This window comes from Nocardia sp. CA-084685, from assembly GCF_050955785.1.
Lineage (GTDB): Bacteria > Actinomycetota > Actinomycetes > Mycobacteriales > Mycobacteriaceae > Nocardia.
In genome coordinates, this window is record NZ_CP192094.1 from 2,767,213 (window position 1) to 2,789,607 (window position 22,395).

General features: G+C 63.5%; 20 protein-coding genes and 3 rRNA genes. 18 read left to right on the forward strand and 5 right to left on the reverse strand.

Annotated elements, in window-relative coordinates; translation table 11 throughout:
* Positions 1-6 precede the first annotated feature (6 nt).
* The 8 genes from ACQP2U_RS12465 (at position 7) to rrf (ending at position 9,921) form a co-directional block, all read left to right on the forward strand.
* Positions 7-294 (forward strand): putative quinol monooxygenase, encoded by a 288-nt coding sequence (locus ACQP2U_RS12465; protein WP_433714804.1) that lies wholly within the window; start codon positions 7-9, stop codon positions 292-294.
* A 189-nt stretch (positions 295-483) separates the two neighbouring features.
* Positions 484-1,821, forward strand: coding sequence for a histidinol dehydrogenase (gene hisD / locus ACQP2U_RS12470; protein ID WP_433714805.1), 1,338 nt, complete (start codon positions 484-486; stop codon positions 1,819-1,821).
* Positions 1,818-2,951 carry a histidinol-phosphate transaminase gene (locus tag ACQP2U_RS12475; protein ID WP_433714806.1) on the forward strand — a complete coding sequence of 378 codons (1,134 nt, stop codon included), beginning with the start codon at positions 1,818-1,820 and terminating at the stop codon, positions 2,949-2,951. The genes hisD and ACQP2U_RS12475 overlap by 4 nt, the downstream gene beginning before the upstream one ends.
* A 23-nt stretch (positions 2,952-2,974) precedes the next feature.
* Positions 2,975-3,589, forward strand: coding sequence for an imidazoleglycerol-phosphate dehydratase HisB (hisB, locus tag ACQP2U_RS12480; protein ID WP_397039446.1), 615 nt, complete (start codon positions 2,975-2,977; stop codon positions 3,587-3,589).
* The gene (gene hisH, locus ACQP2U_RS12485) at positions 3,586-4,221 is read left to right on the forward strand and encodes an imidazole glycerol phosphate synthase subunit HisH (protein ID WP_433714807.1); all 636 of its coding nucleotides are present in this window, start codon (positions 3,586-3,588) and stop codon (positions 4,219-4,221) included. Before hisB ends, hisH begins: the two co-directional genes overlap by 4 nt.
* Positions 4,222-4,686: 465 nt before the next feature.
* Positions 4,687-6,205, forward strand: a 16S ribosomal RNA gene (locus ACQP2U_RS12490).
* Between the two features lie 342 nt (positions 6,206-6,547).
* Positions 6,548-9,682, forward strand: a 23S ribosomal RNA gene (locus ACQP2U_RS12495).
* 122 nt (positions 9,683-9,804) lie between these two features.
* A 5S ribosomal RNA gene (gene rrf / locus ACQP2U_RS12500) occupies positions 9,805-9,921 on the forward strand.
* Together the 16S, 23S and 5S rRNA genes form the textbook arrangement of a ribosomal RNA operon.
* Before the next feature lie 235 nt (positions 9,922-10,156).
* Here the strand turns inward: rrf and ACQP2U_RS12505 are convergent.
* A complete protein-coding gene (locus ACQP2U_RS12505; RefSeq protein ID WP_433714808.1) occupies positions 10,157-10,666 on the reverse strand; it encodes a nuclear transport factor 2 family protein in 510 nt (169 codons plus the stop codon).
* Positions 10,667-10,765: 99 nt separating this feature from the next.
* Between ACQP2U_RS12505 and ACQP2U_RS12510 the strand changes: the two genes are divergently transcribed.
* The 5 genes from ACQP2U_RS12510 to hisI all read left to right on the forward strand — a co-directional run bounded on the left by ACQP2U_RS12510 (position 10,766) and on the right by hisI (position 14,550).
* Positions 10,766-11,218, forward strand: coding sequence for a MarR family winged helix-turn-helix transcriptional regulator (locus ACQP2U_RS12510; protein ID WP_433714809.1), 453 nt, complete (start codon positions 10,766-10,768; stop codon positions 11,216-11,218).
* Between the two features lie 62 nt (positions 11,219-11,280).
* Entirely contained in the window at positions 11,281-12,012 is a 732-nt protein-coding gene (priA, locus tag ACQP2U_RS12515) for a bifunctional 1-(5-phosphoribosyl)-5-((5-phosphoribosylamino)methylideneamino)imidazole-4-carboxamide isomerase/phosphoribosylanthranilate isomerase PriA (RefSeq protein ID WP_433714810.1), read from the forward strand.
* Between the two features lie 7 nt (positions 12,013-12,019).
* Entirely contained in the window at positions 12,020-12,835 is an 816-nt protein-coding gene (locus tag ACQP2U_RS12520; RefSeq protein ID WP_433714811.1) for an inositol monophosphatase family protein, read from the forward strand.
* 77 nt (positions 12,836-12,912) lie between these two features.
* Positions 12,913-13,686 carry an imidazole glycerol phosphate synthase subunit HisF gene (gene hisF / locus ACQP2U_RS12525; protein ID WP_397036652.1) on the forward strand — a complete coding sequence of 258 codons (774 nt, stop codon included), beginning with the start codon at positions 12,913-12,915 and terminating at the stop codon, positions 13,684-13,686.
* A gap of 519 nt (positions 13,687-14,205) precedes the next feature.
* Positions 14,206-14,550 (forward strand): phosphoribosyl-AMP cyclohydrolase, encoded by a 345-nt coding sequence (gene hisI / locus ACQP2U_RS12530; protein WP_062993581.1) that lies wholly within the window; start codon positions 14,206-14,208, stop codon positions 14,548-14,550.
* Between the two features lie 19 nt (positions 14,551-14,569).
* Here the strand turns inward: hisI and ACQP2U_RS12535 are convergent, their stop codons facing one another.
* The 4 genes from ACQP2U_RS12535 to ACQP2U_RS12550 all read right to left on the reverse strand — a co-directional run bounded on the left by ACQP2U_RS12535 (position 14,570) and on the right by ACQP2U_RS12550 (position 16,773).
* The gene (locus tag ACQP2U_RS12535; protein WP_433714812.1) at positions 14,570-15,079 is read right to left on the reverse strand and encodes a MarR family winged helix-turn-helix transcriptional regulator; all 510 of its coding nucleotides are present in this window, start codon (positions 15,077-15,079) and stop codon (positions 14,570-14,572) included.
* Positions 15,080-15,258: 179 nt separating this feature from the next.
* Complete coding sequence (locus tag ACQP2U_RS12540; RefSeq protein ID WP_433714813.1) at positions 15,259-15,822, reverse strand: permease; 564 nt, start codon at positions 15,820-15,822, stop codon at positions 15,259-15,261.
* Between the two features lie 86 nt (positions 15,823-15,908).
* Positions 15,909-16,373: a peroxiredoxin gene (locus ACQP2U_RS12545; RefSeq protein ID WP_433714814.1), complete on the reverse strand. Its 465-nt coding sequence runs from the start codon at positions 16,371-16,373 to the stop codon at positions 15,909-15,911.
* A 91-nt stretch (positions 16,374-16,464) separates the two neighbouring features.
* The gene (locus ACQP2U_RS12550; protein WP_397036660.1) at positions 16,465-16,773 is read right to left on the reverse strand and encodes a hypothetical protein; all 309 of its coding nucleotides are present in this window, start codon (positions 16,771-16,773) and stop codon (positions 16,465-16,467) included.
* Positions 16,774-16,934: 161 nt separating this feature from the next.
* Here ACQP2U_RS12550 and ACQP2U_RS12555 point away from each other — a divergent pair, with 161 nt between their 5' ends.
* From ACQP2U_RS12555 to trpA, 5 genes are all read left to right on the forward strand, one after another.
* The gene (locus tag ACQP2U_RS12555) at positions 16,935-18,485 is read left to right on the forward strand and encodes an anthranilate synthase component I (protein WP_433714815.1); all 1,551 of its coding nucleotides are present in this window, start codon (positions 16,935-16,937) and stop codon (positions 18,483-18,485) included.
* Positions 18,482-19,225: a TIGR02234 family membrane protein gene (locus ACQP2U_RS12560; RefSeq protein WP_433714816.1), complete on the forward strand. Its 744-nt coding sequence runs from the start codon at positions 18,482-18,484 to the stop codon at positions 19,223-19,225. Before ACQP2U_RS12555 ends, ACQP2U_RS12560 begins: the two co-directional genes overlap by 4 nt.
* Before the next feature lie 129 nt (positions 19,226-19,354).
* Entirely contained in the window at positions 19,355-20,173 is an 819-nt protein-coding gene (gene trpC / locus ACQP2U_RS12565; RefSeq protein WP_397036666.1) for an indole-3-glycerol phosphate synthase TrpC, read from the forward strand.
* A gap of 85 nt (positions 20,174-20,258) precedes the next feature.
* Positions 20,259-21,524, forward strand: coding sequence for a tryptophan synthase subunit beta (gene trpB, locus ACQP2U_RS12570; protein ID WP_433714817.1), 1,266 nt, complete (start codon positions 20,259-20,261; stop codon positions 21,522-21,524).
* 70 nt (positions 21,525-21,594) lie between these two features.
* Positions 21,595-22,395: a tryptophan synthase subunit alpha gene (gene trpA / locus ACQP2U_RS12575; RefSeq protein ID WP_397036670.1), complete on the forward strand. Its 801-nt coding sequence runs from the start codon at positions 21,595-21,597 to the stop codon at positions 22,393-22,395.

Genomic DNA, 22,395 nt, shown 5'->3' on the forward strand with positions numbered 1-22,395 from the left:
ACCGTCATGACACTGCATGTTGTCGCCGAATTCCGTGCGGCCTCGGGTCGCGAAGACCGCCTGCGCACGGCCCTGGAAGCAATGATCGAACCGTCACTTGCCGAGCCAGGCTGCGTGACCTACCACCCATACACCGACCCCAACGATCCATCCCACATGGTCCTCGTGGAGGAGTGGACCACCCCCGACGCCCTGGACGAGCATTTCACGACGCCACACTTCTTCCACGTGCGCGACGTACTCGACCAGATCCTCGCCGAACCGATGATCATCAAGCGGCTCGTCGCGGCATGACATCCGCCACGCCCCGGCCCACTATCGGACCGGGGCGGGCGGCCGTACTTCCCGACACATCCGGCGACCGCAGCGGATAACGGGTGGCGCCGGACCGATAGGCTGGTAGCTGGAGCGGAGCGGAAGATACCGACCGCTCGGCGTCGGGCACGGCGTCCATGGATCAGGACAGACAGGATCGCAGACCTCATGACATCCCGCCTCGAGCTCGCCCGCGTTGATCTGCGCGGCCGTACTCCCTCCGCTGCCGAGCTGCGCACCGCGCTGCCGCGCGGGGGAGTCGACGTGGACTCGGTGCTGCATCAGGTGCGACCGGTGGTCGAGGCGATCCGAGACCGCGGGGTCGCGGCGGCGCTGGAGTTCAGCGAGCAATTCGACGGCGTGATTCCGGCGAGCGTGCGCGTGCCCGCGGCCGAACTCGATGCCGCATTGGAGAAGTTGGATCCGGCCGTGCGCACCGCGCTCGAGGTCGCGATCGAACGGACCCGCAAGGTGCACGCCGATCAGCGACGCACCGATACCACCACCGAGGTCGTCCCAGGTGGCACGGTCACCGAGCGGTGGGTGCCGGTCGAGCGGGTGGGGCTCTACGTGCCCGGCGGCAATGCCGTTTACCCGTCCAGCGTCGTGATGAATGTGGTGCCCGCGCAGGCGGCCGGTGTCGACTCGCTGGTGGTGGCCTCGCCGCCGCAGGCGCAGCACGACGGGCTGCCGCACCCGACCATCCTGGCGGCCGCGAAGCTGCTCGGGGTCGAAGAAGTGTGGGCCGTCGGCGGTGCACAGGCCATCGCGCTGCTGTCCTATGGCGGTATCGACACCGATGGCGTGCAGCTCGAGCCGGTAGACCTGATCACCGGTCCCGGCAATATCTTCGTGACCGCCGCCAAGCGTCTGTGCCGCGGCCTGGTCGGCATCGATGCCGAAGCGGGCCCCACCGAGATCGCGATCCTGGCCGATGCCACCGCCGATCCGGTCCACGTCGCCGCCGATCTGATCAGCCAGGCCGAACACGATGTGCTCGCCGCGAGCGTGCTCGTCACCGACAGCGTCGAACTCGCCGATGCGGTGGACGCCGCGCTCACCACCCAGATGACGGTGGTCAAGCACGCACACCGGGTACGAGAGGCATTGTCCGGCAAGCAATCCGGCACCGTGCTGGTCGACGATATCGAGCAGGGTCTGCGCGTGGTGAATGCCTACGCCGCCGAACACCTGGAGATCCAGACCACCGACGCACCGGGCGTCGCGGCCCGGGTGCGCAGTGCCGGCGCGATCTTTGTCGGTGCTTACGCACCGGTCAGCCTGGGCGACTACTGCGCTGGATCCAATCACGTACTCCCGACGGCGGGTTGCGCGCGGCACTCCTCGGGCTTGAGCGTGCAGACCTTCCTGCGCGGTATCCACGTCGTCGAATACACCGAGGCCGCACTCAAAGACGTCGCCGGTCACGTGGTCGCGCTGGCCAACGCCGAGGATCTGCCCGCACACGGCCAAGCCGTACAAGCACGATTCGAGGCACTGGCATGACCCCCGAGATCACCGTGCCCGGCTCCGACATCAGCCTGGACGACCTGCCGCTGCGGGAGAATCTGCGCGGCAAGAAGCCTTACGGCGCACCACAATTGACGGTGCCGGTGCAGCTGAACACCAATGAGAACCCGCACGCGCCGAGCCGGGCCCTCATCGATGACGTCGCCGAATCCATTCGCGCCGCCGCCACCGACCTGCATCGCTACCCGGACCGCGACGCCGTTGCGCTGCGCAGCGACCTGGCCGAATACCTGAGCCGCCAAACCGGCATCGCGGTGCACACGGCCAACGTGTGGGCGGCCAACGGCTCCAACGAAATCCTGCAGCAGCTACTGCAAGCCTTCGGCGGACCCGGTCGCAGCGCACTGGGTTTCGTGCCGTCGTATTCGATGCATCCGATCATCTCCGAGGGCATCGATACCGAATGGGTCGAGGCCAAGCGCAATGCCGATTTCTCTCTCGATATCGACTACGCGCTCACCATCATCGCCGAGCGCCGACCCGATGTGGTCTTCGTGACCAGCCCCAATAATCCGACCGGACACAGCATCGCGCAGGCCGACCTGGCCAGGATCCTGGCCGCCGCGCCCGGCATCGTGGTCGTCGACGAGGCGTACGGCGAATTCTCCGCCGAGCCCAGCGCGATCGCCCTGATCGATCGGTACCCGACGAAACTCGTGGTCAGTCGCACCATGAGCAAGGCCTTCGCCTTCGCGGGCGGCCGCCTCGGCTATCTGGTCGCCGCCCCCGCGGTGATCGAGGCGATGTTGCTGGTGCGGCTGCCGTACCACCTGTCGGTGGTCACCCAGGCCGCCGCCCGCGCGGCCCTGCGCCACGCCGATGAAACCCTCGCCAGCGTCGCCGAACTGGCGGCACAGCGCGACCGGGTCGCGGAAGAACTGGCCACGATGGGTTTCGAGGTAATCCCCAGCGATGCCAACTTCCTGCTCTTCGGTCGTTTCAGCGACGCCGCCCTGGCCTGGCAGCACTACCTGGACCGCGGCGTGCTGATCCGCGACGTCGGTATTCCGGGATATCTGCGCGCCACTATCGGTCTGGCCGCTGAGAACGACGAATTCCTGCGCGTCAGCGGCACTTTGGCCGATACCGACCTCACCATCCGATGAATCCGCCTGTGGAGGAAGCAAAGATGAATCGCACCGCGCGGGTGGAGCGCGTCACCAAGGAATCGAATATCGTTGTCGAACTGGACCTCGACGGCACCGGCAAGACCGATATCACCACCGGCGTCCCGTTCTACGACCACATGCTGACCGCGCTCGGCGCCCACGCGAGCTTCGATCTGACGGTGCGCGCTGAGGGTGATATCGAGATCGAGGCGCACCACACTGTCGAGGACACTGCCATCGTCTTCGGCCAGGCGCTGGGTAAGGCACTGGGCGACAAGTCCGGCATCCGTCGCTTCGGGGATGCGTTCATTCCGATGGACGAGACCATGGCGCACGCCGCGGTCGACGTCTCCGGTCGCCCGTACTGCGTACACACCGGCGAGCCCGATCACCTGCTGCACGCGGTGATTCCCGGTTCGGGGCCCGGCGCGCCGTATTCCACTGTGCTCAACCGGCACGTATTCGAGTCGATCGCGCTGAACGCCCGCATCGCCCTGCATGTGCGCGTGCTGTACGGCCGCGACCAGCATCACATCACCGAGGCCGAATTCAAGGCGGTGGCCCGGGCACTGCGCGCTGCCGTCGAGCTGGATCCGCGGGTGAGTGGTGTGCCGTCGACGAAGGGGACACTGTGACAACGAAATCCGTCGCGCTGCTCGATTACGGCTCCGGCAATCTGCACTCCGCGCACCGCGCGCTGATCCGCGCCGGGGCGAATGTCGAGGTGACCGCCGATGCCGATATCGCGCTGGCGGCCGATGGGCTCGTCGTGCCCGGCGTCGGCGCGTTCGCCGCGTGCATGGCTGGGCTGCGGGAGGTGAAAGGGGAGCGCATCATCGGTCAGCGGTTGGCCGGTGGTCGTCCGGTGCTCGGTATCTGCGTCGGCATGCAGATCCTGTTCGAGCGCGGCGTGGAGTTCGGTGTCGAAACCGAAGGATGTGCGGAATGGCCGGGCGTAGTGGAGCGTCTGTCCGCACCTGTGCTCCCGCATATGGGCTGGAACACGGTGTCGGCTCCTACCGACAGTGTCTTGTTCTCGGGAATGGCCAGCGATACCCGTTTCTATTTCGTGCACTCCTATGCCGCACAGACTTGGGACCTGCCGCCGAGCGAACACTTCGCCGCGCCGAAGCTCACTTGGGCCGAACACGGCGTCCCATTCCTGGCGGCCGTCGAGAACGGTCCGCTGTCGGCGACGCAGTTTCATCCCGAAAAGTCCGGTGATGCGGGGGCACTGCTGCTCCGCAATTGGGTGAACTCGCTGTAAACACCCGCTGGCCAGGCGATTTGACATCGTGCACGGTGGTAAGTAACTTTATTCAAGTCAGAGCGACACGGACACCGACCCGGAGCCCAGAGCGCAGCGGAAACGTTGAGCACAGCGGCCTGGGAAACGAGGTAGGACGAGGAGCGCCTGACGATCACACTGGTTCGGAAGGTTCCTGATTTTGTGTCGGGAGTCGACTGAGCTAAGCTTCACCAAGTTGCCTCACTGAAGCCCGGATTTATTCCGAAGTGAATGTGTGTGCGTGTGTTCTTTGAGAACTCAATAGTGTGTCGATGAATGTCAGTGCCAAATATTTTTTGGTTCCGGCTCTTCCAAACCCCCGTTTGGGTGGGTCGGGCATTTTTGTCAGCAAATACTTTTGCTGGTGTTTGATTTTTGCCATGGTTTTCGGACTCTGGTTAATTCTTCTGATTGCGCCCTTTTTGAGGGTGTGGTTGAGAGTCTTCAACGGAGAGTTTGATCCTGGCTCAGGACGAACGCTGGCGGCGTGCTTAACACATGCAAGTCGAGCGGTAAGGCCCTTCGGGGTACACGAGCGGCGAACGGGTGAGTAACACGTGGGTGATCTGCCCTGTACTTCGGGATAAGCCTGGGAAACTGGGTCTAATACCGGATATGACTACGAGATGCATGTCTTGTGGTGGAAAGATTTATCGGTGCAGGATGGGCCCGCGGCCTATCAGCTTGTTGGTGGGGTAATGGCCTACCAAGGCGACGACGGGTAGCCGACCTGAGAGGGTGACCGGCCACACTGGGACTGAGACACGGCCCAGACTCCTACGGGAGGCAGCAGTGGGGAATATTGCACAATGGGCGGAAGCCTGATGCAGCGACGCCGCGTGAGGGATGACGGCCTTCGGGTTGTAAACCTCTTTCGACAGGGACGAAGCGTGAGTGACGGTACCTGTAGAAGAAGCACCGGCCAACTACGTGCCAGCAGCCGCGGTAATACGTAGGGTGCGAGCGTTGTCCGGAATTACTGGGCGTAAAGAGCTTGTAGGCGGTTCGTCGCGTCGATCGTGAAAACCTACCGCTCAACGGTGGGCTTGCGGTCGATACGGGCGGACTAGAGTACTTCAGGGGAGACTGGAATTCCTGGTGTAGCGGTGAAATGCGCAGATATCAGGAGGAACACCGGTGGCGAAGGCGGGTCTCTGGGAAGTAACTGACGCTGAGAAGCGAAAGCGTGGGTAGCGAACAGGATTAGATACCCTGGTAGTCCACGCCGTAAACGGTGGGTACTAGGTGTGGGTTTCCTTCCACGGGATCCGTGCCGTAGCTAACGCATTAAGTACCCCGCCTGGGGAGTACGGCCGCAAGGCTAAAACTCAAAGGAATTGACGGGGGCCCGCACAAGCGGCGGAGCATGTGGATTAATTCGATGCAACGCGAAGAACCTTACCTGGGTTTGACATACACCAGAAAGCGGCAGAGATGTCGCCCCCCTTGTGGTTGGTGTACAGGTGGTGCATGGCTGTCGTCAGCTCGTGTCGTGAGATGTTGGGTTAAGTCCCGCAACGAGCGCAACCCTTATCTTATGTTGCCAGCGCGTTATGGCGGGGACTCGTGAGAGACTGCCGGGGTCAACTCGGAGGAAGGTGGGGACGACGTCAAGTCATCATGCCCCTTATGTCCAGGGCTTCACACATGCTACAATGGCCGGTACAGAGGGCTGCGATACCGTGAGGTGGAGCGAATCCCTTAAAGCCGGTCTCAGTTCGGATCGGGGTCTGCAACTCGACCCCGTGAAGTTGGAGTCGCTAGTAATCGCAGATCAGCAACGCTGCGGTGAATACGTTCCCGGGCCTTGTACACACCGCCCGTCACGTCATGAAAGTCGGTAACACCCGAAGCCGGTGGCCTAACCCCTTGTGGGAGGGAGCCGTCGAAGGTGGGATTGGCGATTGGGACGAAGTCGTAACAAGGTAGCCGTACCGGAAGGTGCGGCTGGATCACCTCCTTTCTAAGGAGCACTTCTGCATCGCACCCCGAAGAGTCGGGGATGGTAAACGTTGATGCCAGAGACCGTTTCGGACTCACATGTAGTCCGGCGGACGCTCATGGGTGGAACACTGACATGTGCCTCGAAATTGCTGGAAGCCTGAGTGCTTTCGGTTCGGGGATGTAATCGGCACACTGTTGGGTCCTGAGAGAACACGCGAGTGTTTCTTTCTAGGCAAATAGACGATCCGATCGGGTTCTCGGTCATACCGACCTCAGTTTTTTGGCTGGGGTGCTGGTGTCGGAATTGGATTCGTTCGGGTGTGTTGTTTGAGAACTGCACAGTGGACGCGAGCATCTTTGTTTGTAAGTGTTTAAGAGCGTACGGTGGATGCCTTGGCACCAGGAGCCGATGAAGGACGTAGGAGGCTGCGATAAGCCTCGGGGAGCTGTCAACCGAGCTGAGATCCGAGGATTTCCGAATGGGGAAACCCAGCACGAGTGATGTCGTGTTACCCGCATCTGAATATATAGGGTGTGTGGAGGGAACGTGGGGAAGTGAAACATCTCAGTACCCACAGGAAGAGAAAACAATAGTGATTCCGTGAGTAGTGGCGAGCGAAAGCGGATGAGGCTAAACCGTTCAGATGTGATACCCGGCAGGGGTTGTCTGGACGGGGTAGTGGGAGCATTCTTCCCTGATCTGCCGGTCAGGGCGACAGTCAGAAACCGTTGTGTTAGTTGAAGTGGTCTGGAACGGCCTGCCATAGACGGTGATAGTCCGGTAAATGAAAACTCAACGGCTGTTGTGGATGTTTCCCGAGTAGCAGCGGGCCCGTGAAATCTGCTGTGAATCTGCCGGGACCACCCGGTAAGCCTGAATACTCCCTGGTGACCGATAGCGGACTAGTACCGTGAGGGAAAGGTGAAAAGTACCCCGGGAGGGGAGTGAAATAGTACCTGAAACCGTGCGCTTACAATCCGTCAGGGCCTGCGCTTAGCTTTGCTAGGGTGGGTGATGGCGTGCCTTTTGAAGAATGAGCCTGCGAGTTAGTGGCATGTGGCGAGGTTAACCCGTGTGGGGTAGCCGTAGCGAAAGCGAGTCCGAATAGGGCGTTGTGAGTCGCGTGTTCTAGACCCGAAGCGGAGTGATCTACCCATGGCCAGGGTGAAGCGACGGTAAGACGTCGTGGAGGCCCGAACCCACTTAGGTTGAAAACTGAGGGGATGAGCTGTGGGTAGGGGTGAAAGGCCAATCAAACTCCGTGATAGCTGGTTCTCCCCGAAATGCATTTAGGTGCAGCGTCACGTGTTTCACGCCGGAGGTAGAGCTACTGGATGGTCTAGGGGGCCTACAAGCTTACCGAAATCAGCCAAACTCCGAATGCCGGTGTGTGAGAGCGTGGCAGTGAGACTGCGGGGGATAAGCTTCGTAGTCGAGAGGGAAACAGCCCAGATCGCCGGCTAAGGCCCCTAAGCGTGTACTAAGTGGAAAAGGATGTGGAGTCGCGAAGACAACCAGGAGGTTGGCTTAGAAGCAGCCATCCTTGAAAGAGTGCGTAATAGCTCACTGGTCAAGTGATTCTGCGCCGACAATGTAGCGGGGCTCAAGTACACCGCCGAAGCCGCGGCATTCACACATGACATTCACTTCCTCCTGCGGGGGGTTGTGCAGTGGTGTGGATGGGTAGGGGAGCGTCCTGCAGCCATGGAAGCAGCAGCGTGAGCTAGTTGTGGAGGCTGTGGGAGTGAGAATGCAGGCATGAGTAGCGAAAGACGAGTGAGAAACTCGTCCGCCGAATGACCAAGGGTTCCTGGGCCAGGTTAATCCGCCCAGGGTGAGTCGGGACCTAAGGCGAGGCCGACAGGCGTAGTCGATGGACAACGGGTTGATATTCCCGTACCCGTGTATCCGCGCCCAATGGCGAATCAGTGGTGCTAAGTATCCAAAAGCGGATGGACTCCCTTCGGGGAGCCGGAAGTGGCTGCATACGACCCTTGCTGTAGTAGTCAAGCGATGGGGTGACGCAGGAAGGTAGCTGGGCCAGTCAGTGGTTGTACTGGTGTAAGCCTGTAGGGCGAGACATAGGCAAATCCGTGTCTCTTGTGCCTGAGAGGTGATGCGTAGCCGATTGAGGTGAATTCAGTGATCCTATGCTGCCGAGAAAAGCCTCTAGTGAGTTGGTACACGGCCCGTACCCCAAACCGACACAGGTGGTCAGGTAGAGAATACTGAGGCGATCGAGAGAACTGTGGTTAAGGAACTCGGCAAAATGCCCCCGTAACTTCGGGAGAAGGGGGACCCGATCTGGTGACCGGTTTTGCACCGTGAGCTGGGTTGGGTCGCAGAGACCAGAGAGAAGCGACTGTTTACTAAAAACACAGGTCCGTGCGAAGTCGTAAGACGATGTATACGGACTGACGCCTGCCCGGTGCCGGAAGGTTAAGAGGACCGGTTAGCTACTTCGGTGGCGAAGCTGAGAATTTAAGCCCCGGTAAACGGCGGTGGTAACTATAACCATCCTAAGGTAGCGAAATTCCTTGTCGGGTAAGTTCCGACCTGCACGAATGGCGTAACGACTTCTCTGCTGTCTCAACCACAGACTCGGCGAAATTGCATTACGAGTAAAGATGCTCGTTACGCGCGGCAGGACGAAAAGACCCCGGGACCTTCACTATAGCTTGGTATTGGTGTTCGGTACGGTTTGTGTAGGATAGGTGGGAGACTGTGAAGCTGGCACGCTAGTGTTGGTGGAGTCGTCGTTGAAATACCACTCTGATCGTATTGGACCTCTAACCTCGGGCCATGATCTGGTTCAGGGACAGTGCCTGGTGGGTAGTTTAACTGGGGCGGTTGCCTCCTAAAATGTAACGGAGGCGCCCAAAGGTTCCCTCAGCCTGGTTGGCAATCAGGTGTCGAGTGCAAGTGCACAAGGGAGCTTGACTGTGAGAGTGACAGCTCGAGCAGGGACGAAAGTCGGGACTAGTGATCCGGCACCGGCAAGTGGAAGCGGTGTCGCTCAACGGATAAAAGGTACCCCGGGGATAACAGGCTGATCTTCCCCAAGAGTCCATATCGACGGGATGGTTTGGCACCTCGATGTCGGCTCGTCGCATCCTGGGGCTGGAGTAGGTCCCAAGGGTTGGGCTGTTCGCCCATTAAAGCGGCACGCGAGCTGGGTTTAGAACGTCGTGAGACAGTTCGGTCTCTATCCGCCGCGCGCGTCAGAAACTTGAGGAAGGCTGTCCCTAGTACGAGAGGACCGGGACGGACGAACCTCTGGTGTGCCAGTTGTCCTGCCAAGGGCACTGCTGGTTAGCTACGTTCGGAAGGGATAACCGCTGAAAGCATCTAAGCGGGAAGCCTGTTCCAAGATGAGGTTTCTCACCACCTTCGAGTGGTTAAGGCCCCCTACAGACCATGGGGTTGATAGGCCAGAACTGGAAGCCCGGTAACGGGTGGAGGTGACTGGTACTAATCGGCCGAGGACTTACCAACGAAGAAGCTACGCGTCCACTGTGCGGTATCTGAAACAACACACAGACACTGCAGCAGACAACGACAGGGGTTATTTTGTTCCCCTGGGATTGTCGCGCTGTTTGTGGATAGTTTCATAGAGTTACGGCGGCTATAGCGGTGGGGAAACGCCCGGTCCCATTCCGAACCCGGAAGCTAAGGCCACCAGCGCCGATGGTACTGCACTCGACAGGGTGTGGGAGAGTAGGACACCGCCGGAACATCCTTGCGGAAGGCCCCCAACATTGTTGGGGGCCTTTCTGCGTTTCCGCGACCACCCCGGCCACGCGGTATCGGTGAATTCCACTCAACCGACAACAGAGCGATCTCGAATTCCAAATAGGCGAATGGATTCGGATTGCGGCGACGCGATCGCGGTATTCGCCGTCGCAGCCACACTGAATTGTTATCGCATACGGGTCTTGTCATGGTCGACGTACAAATCGAGCAACCAGCTCAGGGCCTGGTACCCGTGGACCACAGCGGCGTCGTCTCCACCCGTGACAATCGCCAACCCTCCTCCGTGCGAACCGCATCGAAGCGGTAGACCTCGCCGAGGGTGTACTGCGGCTCCGACGCGGCCGTCGTCGCGGGGGCGAAAGTGGCAATGAGATTCGCCCGCACCTCGGCCGTATCGCCGTGCAGATCGATCATCACATTGGCGATGAAGTGCTGAATGCGCTTGTCACCGGAGTGATTTCGGCTCGCCTGCGCGATCAGGGCGTCACGACCTTCGGCCCGACCGCCGGGTGTCTGCGCGGTCGCCTCAGCGGTGTAGATCGTGCGGAAGTCGTCGAAGCGCCCTTCGTCCAGGGCGCGGCCCAATTTATTGACCAGCCCGGTGATCTCGTTGCGGTCCACCAGTGCGCGGAGCTGGTGCGTGTCGTCCTTGGTGGCGGTGGTGCAGGCGGCGAGGAGCGCCAGCGGTAGTGCGGTGAATGAGAGGAAGCGGCGGATCTTGCTCATCGGTCGAACCTTTCGGACTAAACATTGGTTACTCCAACATTGGCATGTCCAACGTTATCAGTTTGTGGGTGCAACCAACAAGTTTGCTACATTGCTTTCATGGAGATCGCGCATGAGGGCACCCCGGGCAGGCTGCGCGCCCTGCCCACTCGACTGGTCAATCAGGTGGCCATCCTCGCCAACCGAGCGACCGAGCGCGCCTTCGAAGCAACCGGATCGCGCCGCTACCACTACGCCCTGCTGACCACGCTCGGCGAATTCGGCCCCGCAAGCCAGGCCGATCTAGGCCGTCGCACCCGCATCGATCGCAGCGATATCGTGGCCGCACTGAACGATCTGGCCGAGCGCGGTTTGATCGAACGTGCCCCGGATCCGAGCGACCGCCGCCGCAATATCGTCACCATCACCAAGGCGGGCAGCCGCCACCTGGACGAACTGGACCAGCGAATCGAAGGCGCCCAGGACGAACTACTCGCCGCCCTCTCCGCCGCCGAGCGTCGCGAACTGGTGCGGCTGCTCACCCGGGTTCTGGATGATCATGTGCAAGGGTGATCGCGCCCCTATTTCCGCAGGCCGGGGATAGGGCGCGGGGAGCGAGCAACTAAACTGCATCCGTGAGTCTTGTGCTGCTACCTGCTGTCGATGTCGCCAATGGAGAGGCCGTGCGCCTGGTTCAGGGGGAGGCGGGCAGCGAAACCAATTACGGCTCCCCGCGCGATGCGGCACTGGCCTGGCAGGAAGCCGGTGCGGAGTGGGTACATCTGGTCGATCTGGACGCGGCGTTCGGCCGTGGCTCGAATCGTGAACTGCTGGCCAAGGTCGTCGGTGAGCTCGATGTCAAGGTGGAACTCTCCGGCGGCATCCGGGACGACGAATCCCTGGAGGCCGCGCTGGGTACCGGCTGTGCCCGAGTGAATCTCGGCACGGCCGCACTGGAGGATCCGCAGTGGTGCGCCCGCGCCATCGTCAAGTACGGCGAGCGCATCGCCGTCGGCCTGGATGTGCGGATCATCGACGGCGAACACCGGCTGCGCGGTCGCGGCTGGGTCAGCGACGGCGGCGATCTGTGGGAGGTGCTCGAGCGGCTGGAGCGCGACGGTTGCTCGCGCTACGTGGTCACCGACGTGACCAAGGACGGCACCCTCACCGGCCCCAACCTGGATCTGCTGCGCGAGGTCTGCGCCGCTACCGACGCGCCGGTCATCGCCTCCGGCGGCGTCTCCACCATCGAAGATCTGGTTGCCATCGCCGAGCTGGTGCCCGAGGGTGTCGAGGGTTCGATCGTCGGTAAGGCGCTGTACGCGGGCCGCTTCACGCTGCCCGAAGCGTTGGCCGCGGTTCGCTGACGATTCGATGACCGCCAACCGCCTCGACACCGAACTACCGGCCCTGCTCGACGTCGCCGGCGAAATCCTCGATGCGGCGAGCCCGCGTTTCGTCGAGGGGGTCGGCGCGCCGAGCGCGGTGGCCAAGGGCCGCAACGACTTCGCTACCGAACTCGATCTGGAGTTGGAGCGCACCATCTCCGCACAGCTCGAGCAACGCACCGGAATCGAGGTGCACGGTGAGGAATTCGGTGGTCCGCAGCTCACCTCGGGGACCGCGTGGGTGCTCGATCCGATCGACGGCACCTTCAATTACTCATCGGGACATCCCCTTTCGGGCATGCTGCTCGCGCTGGTGCACGACGGCGAGCCGCTGCTCGGACTGACCTGGTTGCCAATACTCGGCCAACGTTATTCCGCGGCTGTCGACGGTCCAGTGCTGCTCAACGGCCAATCGTTACCGCGCCTGCCGCACGGGAAACTCGGTGAGGCGATGATCGGCTTCGGCGCATTCAATGTGGACTCCGCCGGACGCATTCCCGGCCGGTTCCGTTTCGACCTGCTCGGTCCGCTGAGCAGGCTGTCCTCACGGGTGCGCATGCACGGCTCCACTGGCATCGACCTCGCGTTCACCGCATCGGGTGTGCTCGGCGGCGCGATCGTCTTCGGGCACCATCCGTGGGACAACGCCGCGGGTGTCGCGCTGGTGCGCGCGGCGGGCGGGGTTGTCACCGATCTGGCGGGAGACCCGTGGACCATCACCTCGGGTTCGGTGCTGGCCGCCGCGCCGGGGGTGCACGAGGAGCTACTCGAAATGATTTGCACGGTTGCCGACGATGCGTGAGGCTGCGCGCGAAGGACACAGGGGATGGCAGCCGGCGGGGTGGGTGAATACAGCATGATTCGACGAAGGGTGAGCCGATGACGTTGGCGGTACGCGTTATTCCGTGTCTGGATGTCGACGCGGGCCGGGTGGTCAAGGGCGTCAACTTCGAGAACCTGCGCGATGCGGGCGATCCGGTCGAGCTCGCCGCCGCCTACGACCTGCAGGGCGCCGACGAGCTGACCTTCCTCGACGTCACCGCCTCCACCGGCGACCGCGGCACCATGATCGACGTGGTGACCCGCACGGCCGAGCAGATCTTCATCCCGCTCACCGTCGGTGGCGGCGTGCGCACAGTCGCGGATGTCGATCGGCTGCTGCGTGCGGGCGCGGACAAGGTGTCGGTGAATACCGCCGCGATCGCGCGCCCCGAGGTCTTGCGGGAAATGTCGGAGCGCTTCGGTTCGCAGTGCATCGTGCTGTCGGTGGACGCCCGCACCGTTCCGGACGGCCAGCCCGACACTTCGTCCGGCTGGGAGGTCACCACACACGGCGGTAAGCGCGGCACCGGTATCGACGCCATCGAATGGGCCATGCGCGGAGCCGAACTCGGCGTCGGCGAGATCCTGCTCAACTCGATGGATGCCGACGGCACCAAGGCAGGATTCGATTTGCCCATGATCAAGGCCGTCCGCGAGGCGGTCTCGATACCGGTGATCGCCAGCGGCGGTGCCGGTGCCGTCGAACACTTCGCACCCGCCGTCCAGGCCGGCGCGGACGCGGTCCTGGCCGCCAGCGTCTTCCACTTCGGCGATCTCACCATCCCCCAGGTAAAAGCCGCCATGCGCGCCGAGCAAATCATCGTCCGCTAGCGCCTCCTCCAGATTGAGATCAAATCATTTCCGGCTGAGCATGATTGCACGGCAGGCGTCGAATTAGCGCCACCGGTGTCGTTGTCGCACAAACAGATCTGGCTTCCGGGGCCGACCGTCGGCGCACCTGGCAGGTCCTCGGTGAGCTGAATCGCACTCGCGCAGCTTGACATTCTTCGGATTCGTCTGCCGCCACGCCGCGGCGGTGATTGCTATCTGCCCGAGAGTTACCCAGGCTTAGCGACCATGTCCGCCACGTGTCCCGCATGCTCCTGGCCATCGCCGATACTGGTGTCGACACATGGTTCGGTTCGCTATCTGCGTTGCGTTTGTGGCAAATGGCTGGTTGCCCACCCGGGCGGGGTGAACTTGGTCACCGGCAGAGCCGCGTGCACCAAAAAGCCTGTGGCCGAACATCTCGAACTGATTCCGCTGCCGGAGGAGTAGGAACTATCGCGTCGAGTGCGTTTCGGCACTACACGACGTATTCCGGTGGGTGGCTGCCTGTATAACGGTGATATGACTCTTGACCCCGCCATCGCCGCCCGGCTCAAGCGCAATGACGCCGGACTCGTCGCCGCGGTCGCGCAGGAGCGCGGCACCGGCGATGTGCTGATGGTTGCCTGGATGGACGACGAGGCACTGGCTCGCACGCTGGAAACCCGCAAGGCGACCTACTATTCGCGTTCGCGCCAGCAGTACTGGGTCAAGGGCGAAACCTCCGGCCACACCCAGTACGTGCACGAGGTCCGGCTCGATTGTGACGGCGATACGATCCTGCTCGTCGTCGACCAGGAGGGCGCGGCCTGCCACACCGGCACACACACGTGCTTCGACTCGGACCTGCTACTCGCCGACAGCTGAGCCCGACCTCGCGCGACCGTTATGGATTCGGCTGCTCGCCGCTCTCCTCGACCTGCGTCGACCGGCCATTGGACTGACTCAGTGTGTCGCCGAGCTGCCTGACGAGCAGTTCGCTGAGGTCGGCGAGTTGCACGGTCTGTTCGGTATCGAGACCATCGAAAACCAACTGCCGCACCGCATCCAGATATCCGGGTGCCGCCTCGACGACCTTCGAGTAGCCGTCGTCGGTGAGTACCGCCTGCACGCCGCGGCGGCCGGTGGTTGCTGACCGTTGTGCCCAGCCCATGCGCTCCAACTTCGACACCACATGGGACAGTCGCGATAGCGATGCATTTGCCTTGTGGGCAAGCTCACTCATCTGCAGTCGGTGGCCGGGCTCCTCGGATAACAGCGTGAGCACCCAGTATTCGAAATGGGTAACCCCGGATTCGCGCTGCAGCTGAGTATCCAAAGCGCCTGGTAGACGCGTCATCAGCGCGACGATGGCGCGCCAAGCTCGTTGTTCGTCCGGGTCGAGCCACTTCGCCACTGGGATGCCTTCTTTCGAGCCAAGTGACGTCTTATTGTTAGCGAACCTAGCGATTAACGAAAAGCGCTGTTCACGGTCACTCGCGTGATTGAGTTTGCCACGACTTCGCTCGACCGTCATGGACTTGGTTCGCGACGTGAGGTCCCTCACAGAGCCGCAGGGCGGGTCGATGACGTCTGCTAGGTAACCGTTGGTGTTTGCCGAGTGGCAGCGGGCGCCGCCTGCCTGCCCGGATGCCTGCGCTGCCACCGCCGCCAGCCGAACAGGCCTGTTACGGCGAGAAAGGCCACGACCGCAACGATGGCGCCGACCAGCGAAGCGCCACGGAATGCGGGCGCGTCGACGTCGAGAATCCGCTGACCGGCGTGTGCGGCACTGCTCTCGCCGAGCACGATCGACAATGTCATCAGATTTGGAATCGCGATGATCAGCGCGAGCACCGCGGCGGCACCCGCGACGAACTTTCCGGCTCGCCGCCTCCAAATCAGCGCGGCGAACAGCAACAGGAACAACGGAATCGCGGTGCCGAGCAAGCCATACATCAGACCCCACCCGATGCCCTTGCTGAAACTGCTATCCACCATCCCGGCGATGCGCTGCGCCCACCAGCGCGGAATGAACGCCGCCAGAATGAGGTAGGTGATGATCAACGCGGCGATAACCGCCACTGTGCCGATGATCCGCGTGCGCCACGGAGCCAGCGTGGATTTCTGACCGTCCGGCCGAACCTCGCTCGAAGTCATGCATCCAGCGTATGCCGGGCAACGAGAGATCGATGGCCATGGATCTGGCGTTTTTCGCGGTCATTACCGCGTGTTCGGGAGCAGGGCTACTGCAGAGCGCGCTCGCGTAGGAACTTCAGCGCCTCGTCGGCGTGCGCATCGGCCCGGAACTCGCCGGTGATCACCTTTGCGACCTTGCGATCCCGGTCGATCACGAAGGTCTGCCGCTTGACCGGGGCGAGCTTGCCGAGCAGTCCGCGCTTCACCCCGAATGTCGAGGCGACCTCGCCGTCGACATCCGACAGCAGCGGGTAACCGAGGTTCTGCTTGGATGCGAATCCGGCCTGGGTGTCGACGCTATCGGTGCTGATGCCGACGCACGATGCGCCCAGCGCCGCGAATTCGGCGGACAGATCACGGAAATGGCACGCCTCCGCCGTGCAGATCGGGGTATTTGCGGCGGGGTAGAAGAACAGCACCAGCGGGCCGTTCGCGAGCAGCGCATCGAGCGAACGCGGGGTGCCGGATTGATCGGGAAGCTCGAACTCGGGAGCGAGCTGACCTGTCTGCATAGTGGGGACAGTACCGGGCGCGAGGTCGGTTTGCCGCCCCCGCGCTCGGTCCCGTCACACCGGATACCGGAATGACGGGTTCGTATCGCGACTAAGCGCCGATGAGTGCGGCGATTTCTGGATTTTTGATTTCCATGACGTCGAGAATTCCGTGTGCGCGCAGCAGCGGCCTGAGTTCCCTGATCCGGTCGCTGTGAGTGGCGTACTCATCCGGAAAGTGGTGTTTGTCCAGGGCTTCCAACGCCTTCACATAGGTGACGAAGGAAGCTAGGGCGTTCACATGGTTGGAACTCGGTGATCCGCCCATCGAATGCAGGCCGACCATCCGCGGGGGTTGACCGGGAAGGCCCGAGCCGGCAGCGTGCCGCCCCTCTGGCGCACCTGGTTGCGAGGGGTACATCAGTTGTCTCCTCTCGAAATGGGTACCGCGTGTGAGATCGAACGGGGCGAAGTGTAGTGACGGCTGTCACCAGCCCTTGCGGCACATCGGAACCGGACAGTCGGTTCAGGAGGATGGGATGCGCCGACAAGGCTGTCGGTGCCACCTGGGATGATGGACACATGCCTGGCGCGTCCATTCCCACCACCACGACCCGCGAACAGTTCCACGAACTGGCCGCGGAGCATCGGGTGGTCCCGGTGACCCGAAAGGTGCTGGCGGATTCCGAAACTCCGCTGTCGGCCTACCGCAAGTTGGCCGCGGATCGGGCCGGTACCTTCCTGTTCGAGTCCGCGGAGAACGGGCGGTCCTGGTCTCGCTGGTCGTTCATCGGTGCGGGCAGCCCCTCCGCGCTGACCGTCGTGGACGGCGAAGCGGCCTGGCTCGGGCACACCCCAGCGGACGCGCCATGCGGCGGCGATCCGCTGGTGGCGCTGCGTGAAACCCTGCAACTGCTGCGGACCGAGCGGCTGCCCGGTCTGCCCCCGCTGACCGGCGGCATGGTCGGCTACCTCGGTTACGACGCGGTGCGCCGCATCGAGCGACTGCCCACCTTCGCCGTCGATGATCTGCGGCTGCCCGAGATGGTGCTGATGCTCGCTACCGATCTCGCGGCCTTCGACCATCACGAGGGCGCCATTACGCTCATCGCCAATGCGGTCAACTGGAACGGCACCGCCGAACGGGTCGACGAGGCCTATGACGATGCGGTGGCCCGGCTGGATCGGATGACCGCCGCGCTGGCCGCGCCCTCGGAGTCCACGGTTTCGGTCTTCGATCAGCCCGAGCCGGAGTACATCCGCCGCCGCACCACCGAAGAGTTCGGTGCGGGCGTACGTCGCCTGGTCAAGGAGATCGAAGCGGGCGAGGCGTTCCAGGTGGTGCTCTCGCAGCGCTTCGAAATGGATTACGACGGTGCGCCTTTGGATCTGTATCGGATGCTGCGTGCGGCCAACCCGAGCCCGTATATGTACCTGATCCACATCCCGGACGGTGACGGCGACACGGCGTTCTCCATCGTCGGCTCCAGCCCGGAATCGCTGGTGACCGTAAAAGACGGCGTGGCGACGACACATCCGATCGCGGGCACCCGGTGGCGCGGCGCCACCGAGGAGGACGATCTGCTGCTCGAGAAGGGGCTGCTGGCCGACGAGAAGGAGAACGCCGAGCATCTGATGCTCGTCGACCTCGGCCGCAACGATCTGGGCCGGGTCTGCCAGCCGGGCACGGTGCGGGTCACCGAGTATCGGCATATCGAGCGCTACAGCCACGTCATGCATCTGGTCTCGACTGTCTCGGGCCGTCTCGCGCCCGGCAAGATCGCATTGGACGCGGTCAATGCCTGCTTCCCAGCGGGCACGTTGTCCGGTGCGCCGAAGGTGCGCGCGATGGAGCTCATCGAGGAGCTCGAGCCCACCCGTCGTGGCGTCTACGGTGGTGTCGTCGGCTATCTCGACTTCGCGGGCGATGCGGACACCGCGATCGCCATCCGCACCGCACTGCTGAAGGACGGGACCGCCTATGTGCAGGCCGGTGCGGGCATCGTCGCGGATTCGGATCCGGACTACGAGGACGTCGAATCCCGCAACAAGGCCATGGCGGTGCTACGGGCGGTGGCGGCCGCGAAAACTGTTCGGGCCTATAGCGCACCTGCGGACGGCAGCGCGGAATGACCGATTCCGAACCCGCCGATACCGATCCGACCACCCCACAGACCTCGAAGCGCCGATATCCGGTCGGCGCGATCGTCCTGCTCGCCATCGCCGCGGCGGCGCTGTGGGGCTCCTCCCGGATGACATGGGTAACTGTCTCGTCCACCGACGGCCTCACCGAACCACGCACCGACAAACTCAACGGTGGTGTCTGGTTCGGTGCGCTCACGCCGCTGGCCCTGGTACTGCTGGCCGCCATTGCCGCGGTGCTGGCGACACGCGGCTGGCTGCGGCGCATGTTCGGCGTCCTGATCGGTCTGGTCGCCGCGGTGACGGCGGTTCCGGCCTTCGCGCTACTGACCAGATCCGGCGCGACCGCCGCCCGTGCCGCCACCCTGGCGGAGCTGCCCGGCCGCGCGACCGTCACCGAGGTGGTCACTTCCCAGTTCCCGGCCGTACTTTCGCTGCTGGGAGCGCTGGCGGCCTTCGCGGCCGGTGTCCTGCTGGCCCGTATGCCCGAGGACGCGGGCCGCCTGTCGGGCAAGTACGACAATCCGGTCTTTCGCAGGGCAGCCGCCACCGAGGAGGTGACGCGTCAGCGCGCCGCCGACGCGGCCGACGATAACGGTCAGCTTTCCGAGCGGGTGCTCTGGGATGCGTTGGACGCGGGTACCGACCCGACCGAACCGGGTGGATCCGCTTCGGCCACCGACGATTCCGCCGATCATGATCAGCGGAAACAAGGGCATCGAGGTGTCTGAGCAGGTGACTACAAACCCCGGCGCAGTTGCGCCACAAGCAGCCATTTATTCTTTGTCAGCATCGGTGAGACAGCGCCTGGGGGGATTCTCAGGCAGCAAGTCCGTCTCCCCAGAAAGGATTCGAGCCAGATGACGGTACTCGACTCGATTCTCGACGGGGTCCGCGCGGATGTGGCCGCACGGGAAGCCCTGCTGGACTTCCAGGCGATCAAGGCGGCCGCGGCTGCGGCCCCCGCGCCGCTGGACGCCCGCGCCGCGCTCCTCGAAGACGGCATCGGCGTCATCGCCGAGGTCAAGCGGGCCAGCCCGTCCAAGGGCGAGCTCGCGGATATCCCGGACCCGGCGAGTCTGGCAAAGGCCTACGAGGACGGCGGAGCGCGCGTCATCAGCGTGCTCACCGAAGGCCGCCGCTTCCACGGGTCGCTCGATGACCTGGACGCGGTTCGCGCGACCGTGAACATCCCGATCCTGCGCAAGGATTTCGTGGTCGGGCCGTACCAGATCCACGAGGCCCGCGCGCACGGCGCCGACGTCATTCTGCTCATCGTGGCCGCCCTGGAACAGGACGTACTCAGCTCGCTGATCGACCGCACCGAATCGCTTGGCATGACCGCCCTGGTCGAGGTGCACACCGAGGAAGAGGCCGACCGCGCCCTCGAGGCCGGCGCCTCCGTGATCGGCGTGAACGCACGCAACCTCAAGACCCTCGACGTCGACCGCGACGTCTTCGCACGTATCGCGCCCGGTCTGCCCACCGAGGTCATCCGCATCGCTGAATCCGGTATCCGCGGCACCGCCGATCTGCTGGCCTATGCGGGTGCGGGTGCGGATGCCGTGCTCGTCGGCGAGGGGCTGGTCACCAGTGGCGATCCGCGCGCGGCGGTCTCCGAGCTGGTGACCGCGGGCACCCACCCTTCGTGCCCGAAGCCAGCGCGGCGGGGCCGGTGACGACGGTGAGCGAGCGAAACGAGGGAACCATCGACACCGCGGTCCGTGCGGGCACGACGGAGCCGAGCGCCAGCGAGGCGGAGTCGTGACGGCACTGCCCAAGGCCTCCGACGGTATTCACGAGCGCAGCGAGCACGAGCCGGATCTGGGCGGCCACTTCGGCGTTTACGGCGGCAGGCATGTGCCGGAGGCGCTGATGGCGGTGATCGAGGAGGTCACCGCCGAATACGAGAAATGTCGCCTCGATCCCGCCTTCCTGGATGAACTGGACCGGCTGCAGCGCGACTACACCGGCCGCCCGTCGCCGATCTTCGAATGCCAGCGCCTCGCCGAGCATGCCGGTGGTGCGCGCATCATCCTCAAGCGCGAGGATCTGAACCACACCGGTTCGCACAAGATCAATAACGTGCTCGGCCAGGCATTGCTCGCCAAGCGCATGGGCAAGAAACGGGTGATCGCCGAGACCGGCGCGGGTCAGCACGGCGTCGCCACCGCGACCGCGTGCGCACTGCTCGGCCTCGAATGCGTCGTCTACATGGGTGCGGTCGACACCGCTCGCCAAGCACTGAATGTGGCCCGGATGCGGCTGCTCGGCGCCGAGGTGATCTCGGTGCGCACCGGTTCACAGACCCTGAAGGATGCGATCAACGAGGCGCTGCGCGACTGGGTCACCAATGCCGAGGCCACCTACTACTGCTTCGGCACCGCCGCGGGCCCGCATCCGTTCCCGATGATGGTGCGCGATCTCCAGCGCATCGTCGGCATGGAGGCTCGCGCCCAGGTACAGGCGCTCACCGGTCGGCTGCCCGATGCGGTCACCGCCTGCGTCGGCGGCGGCTCCAACGCCATCGGCATCTTCCATCCCTTCATCGACGATCCAGGCGTGCGGCTGATCGGTTACGAGGCCGCCGGTGACGGTGTCGAGACCGGAAGACACGCCGCGACTTTCACCGGTGGCACACCGGGCGCGTTCCAGGGCGCTTATTCGTATCTGCTGCAGGACGAGGACGGCCAGACCATCGAATCGCATTCGATCTCGGCCGGTTTGGACTATCCAGGTGTCGGTCCCGAGCACGCCTACCTCAAGGACATCGGTCGCGCCGAATATCACCCGATCACCGATACCGAGGCGATGGACGCGCTGCTGCTGCTCAGCCGCGCCGAGGGCATCATCCCGGCGATCGAATCCGCCCATGCGGTGGCCGGTGCGCTGAAGCTCGGCAAGGAACTGGGCAAGGGCGCGATCATCCTGGTGAACCTGTCCGGGCGCGGCGACAAGGATATGGACACGGCGGCGCGATGGTTCGGGCTGTTCGATGACCACGCCGCCGATAAGGAGAGCCAGCAGTGAGCGAGCGAACCAAAGACACAGCCGAGCATCGCTCGGTCATGGCGGAGCCGAGTGCCAGCGAGGCGCAGTCGTGAGTCAGCAGTCCCGCCTCGCGAACACCTTCGCAGCCTGTCGCGCGGAGAGCCGGGCCGCGCTGATCGGCTACCTGCCGGCAGGCTACCCGGATCTGGCCGGTTCGATCGAGGTGTGCCGCACCATGGTCGAATCCGGTTGCGACATAATCGAAGTCGGTGTCGCTTACTCCGATCCGGTGATGGACGGACCGACCATCCAGGCTGCCGCCGATCAGGCGCTGCGCGGCGGTGTCCGGGTGCGCGATGTGTTCTCGGTGGTCGAGGCGATCACCGCGGCGGGCGGTAAGGCCGTCGTGATGAGTTACTGGAATCCGGTGCTGCAGTACGGCGTCGACCGTTTCGCGCGCGATCTGGCCGCCGCTGGCGGATCCGGCATCATCACCCCCAACCTCATCCCGGAAGAGGCCGACAGTTGGTTCGTCGCCTCGGCGGCACACGATCTGGACCGCATCTTCCTGGTCGCGCCGTCGTCCACCGAGGAACGTCTGGTCAAGACGCTGGAGGCCAGCCGTGGCTTCGTCTACGCGGCCTCGACCATGGGTGTCACCGGCGCCCGTGACGTGGTCTCCTCCGCGGCTCCGGCGCTGTGCGCGCGCATCCGCGCCCACTCCGATATTCCGATCGGAGTCGGCCTCGGTGTGCGCAACGGTGCGCAGGCGGCTGAAATCGCGTCCTACGCAGACGGAGTCATCGTCGGCTCGGCACTGGTGACCGCCGCGGCCGAGGGACTCGATGCGGTGCGCACTCTCACGGCCGAATTGGCCGAGGGTGTTCGGTCCGCGACCGTCGTCTCCTAG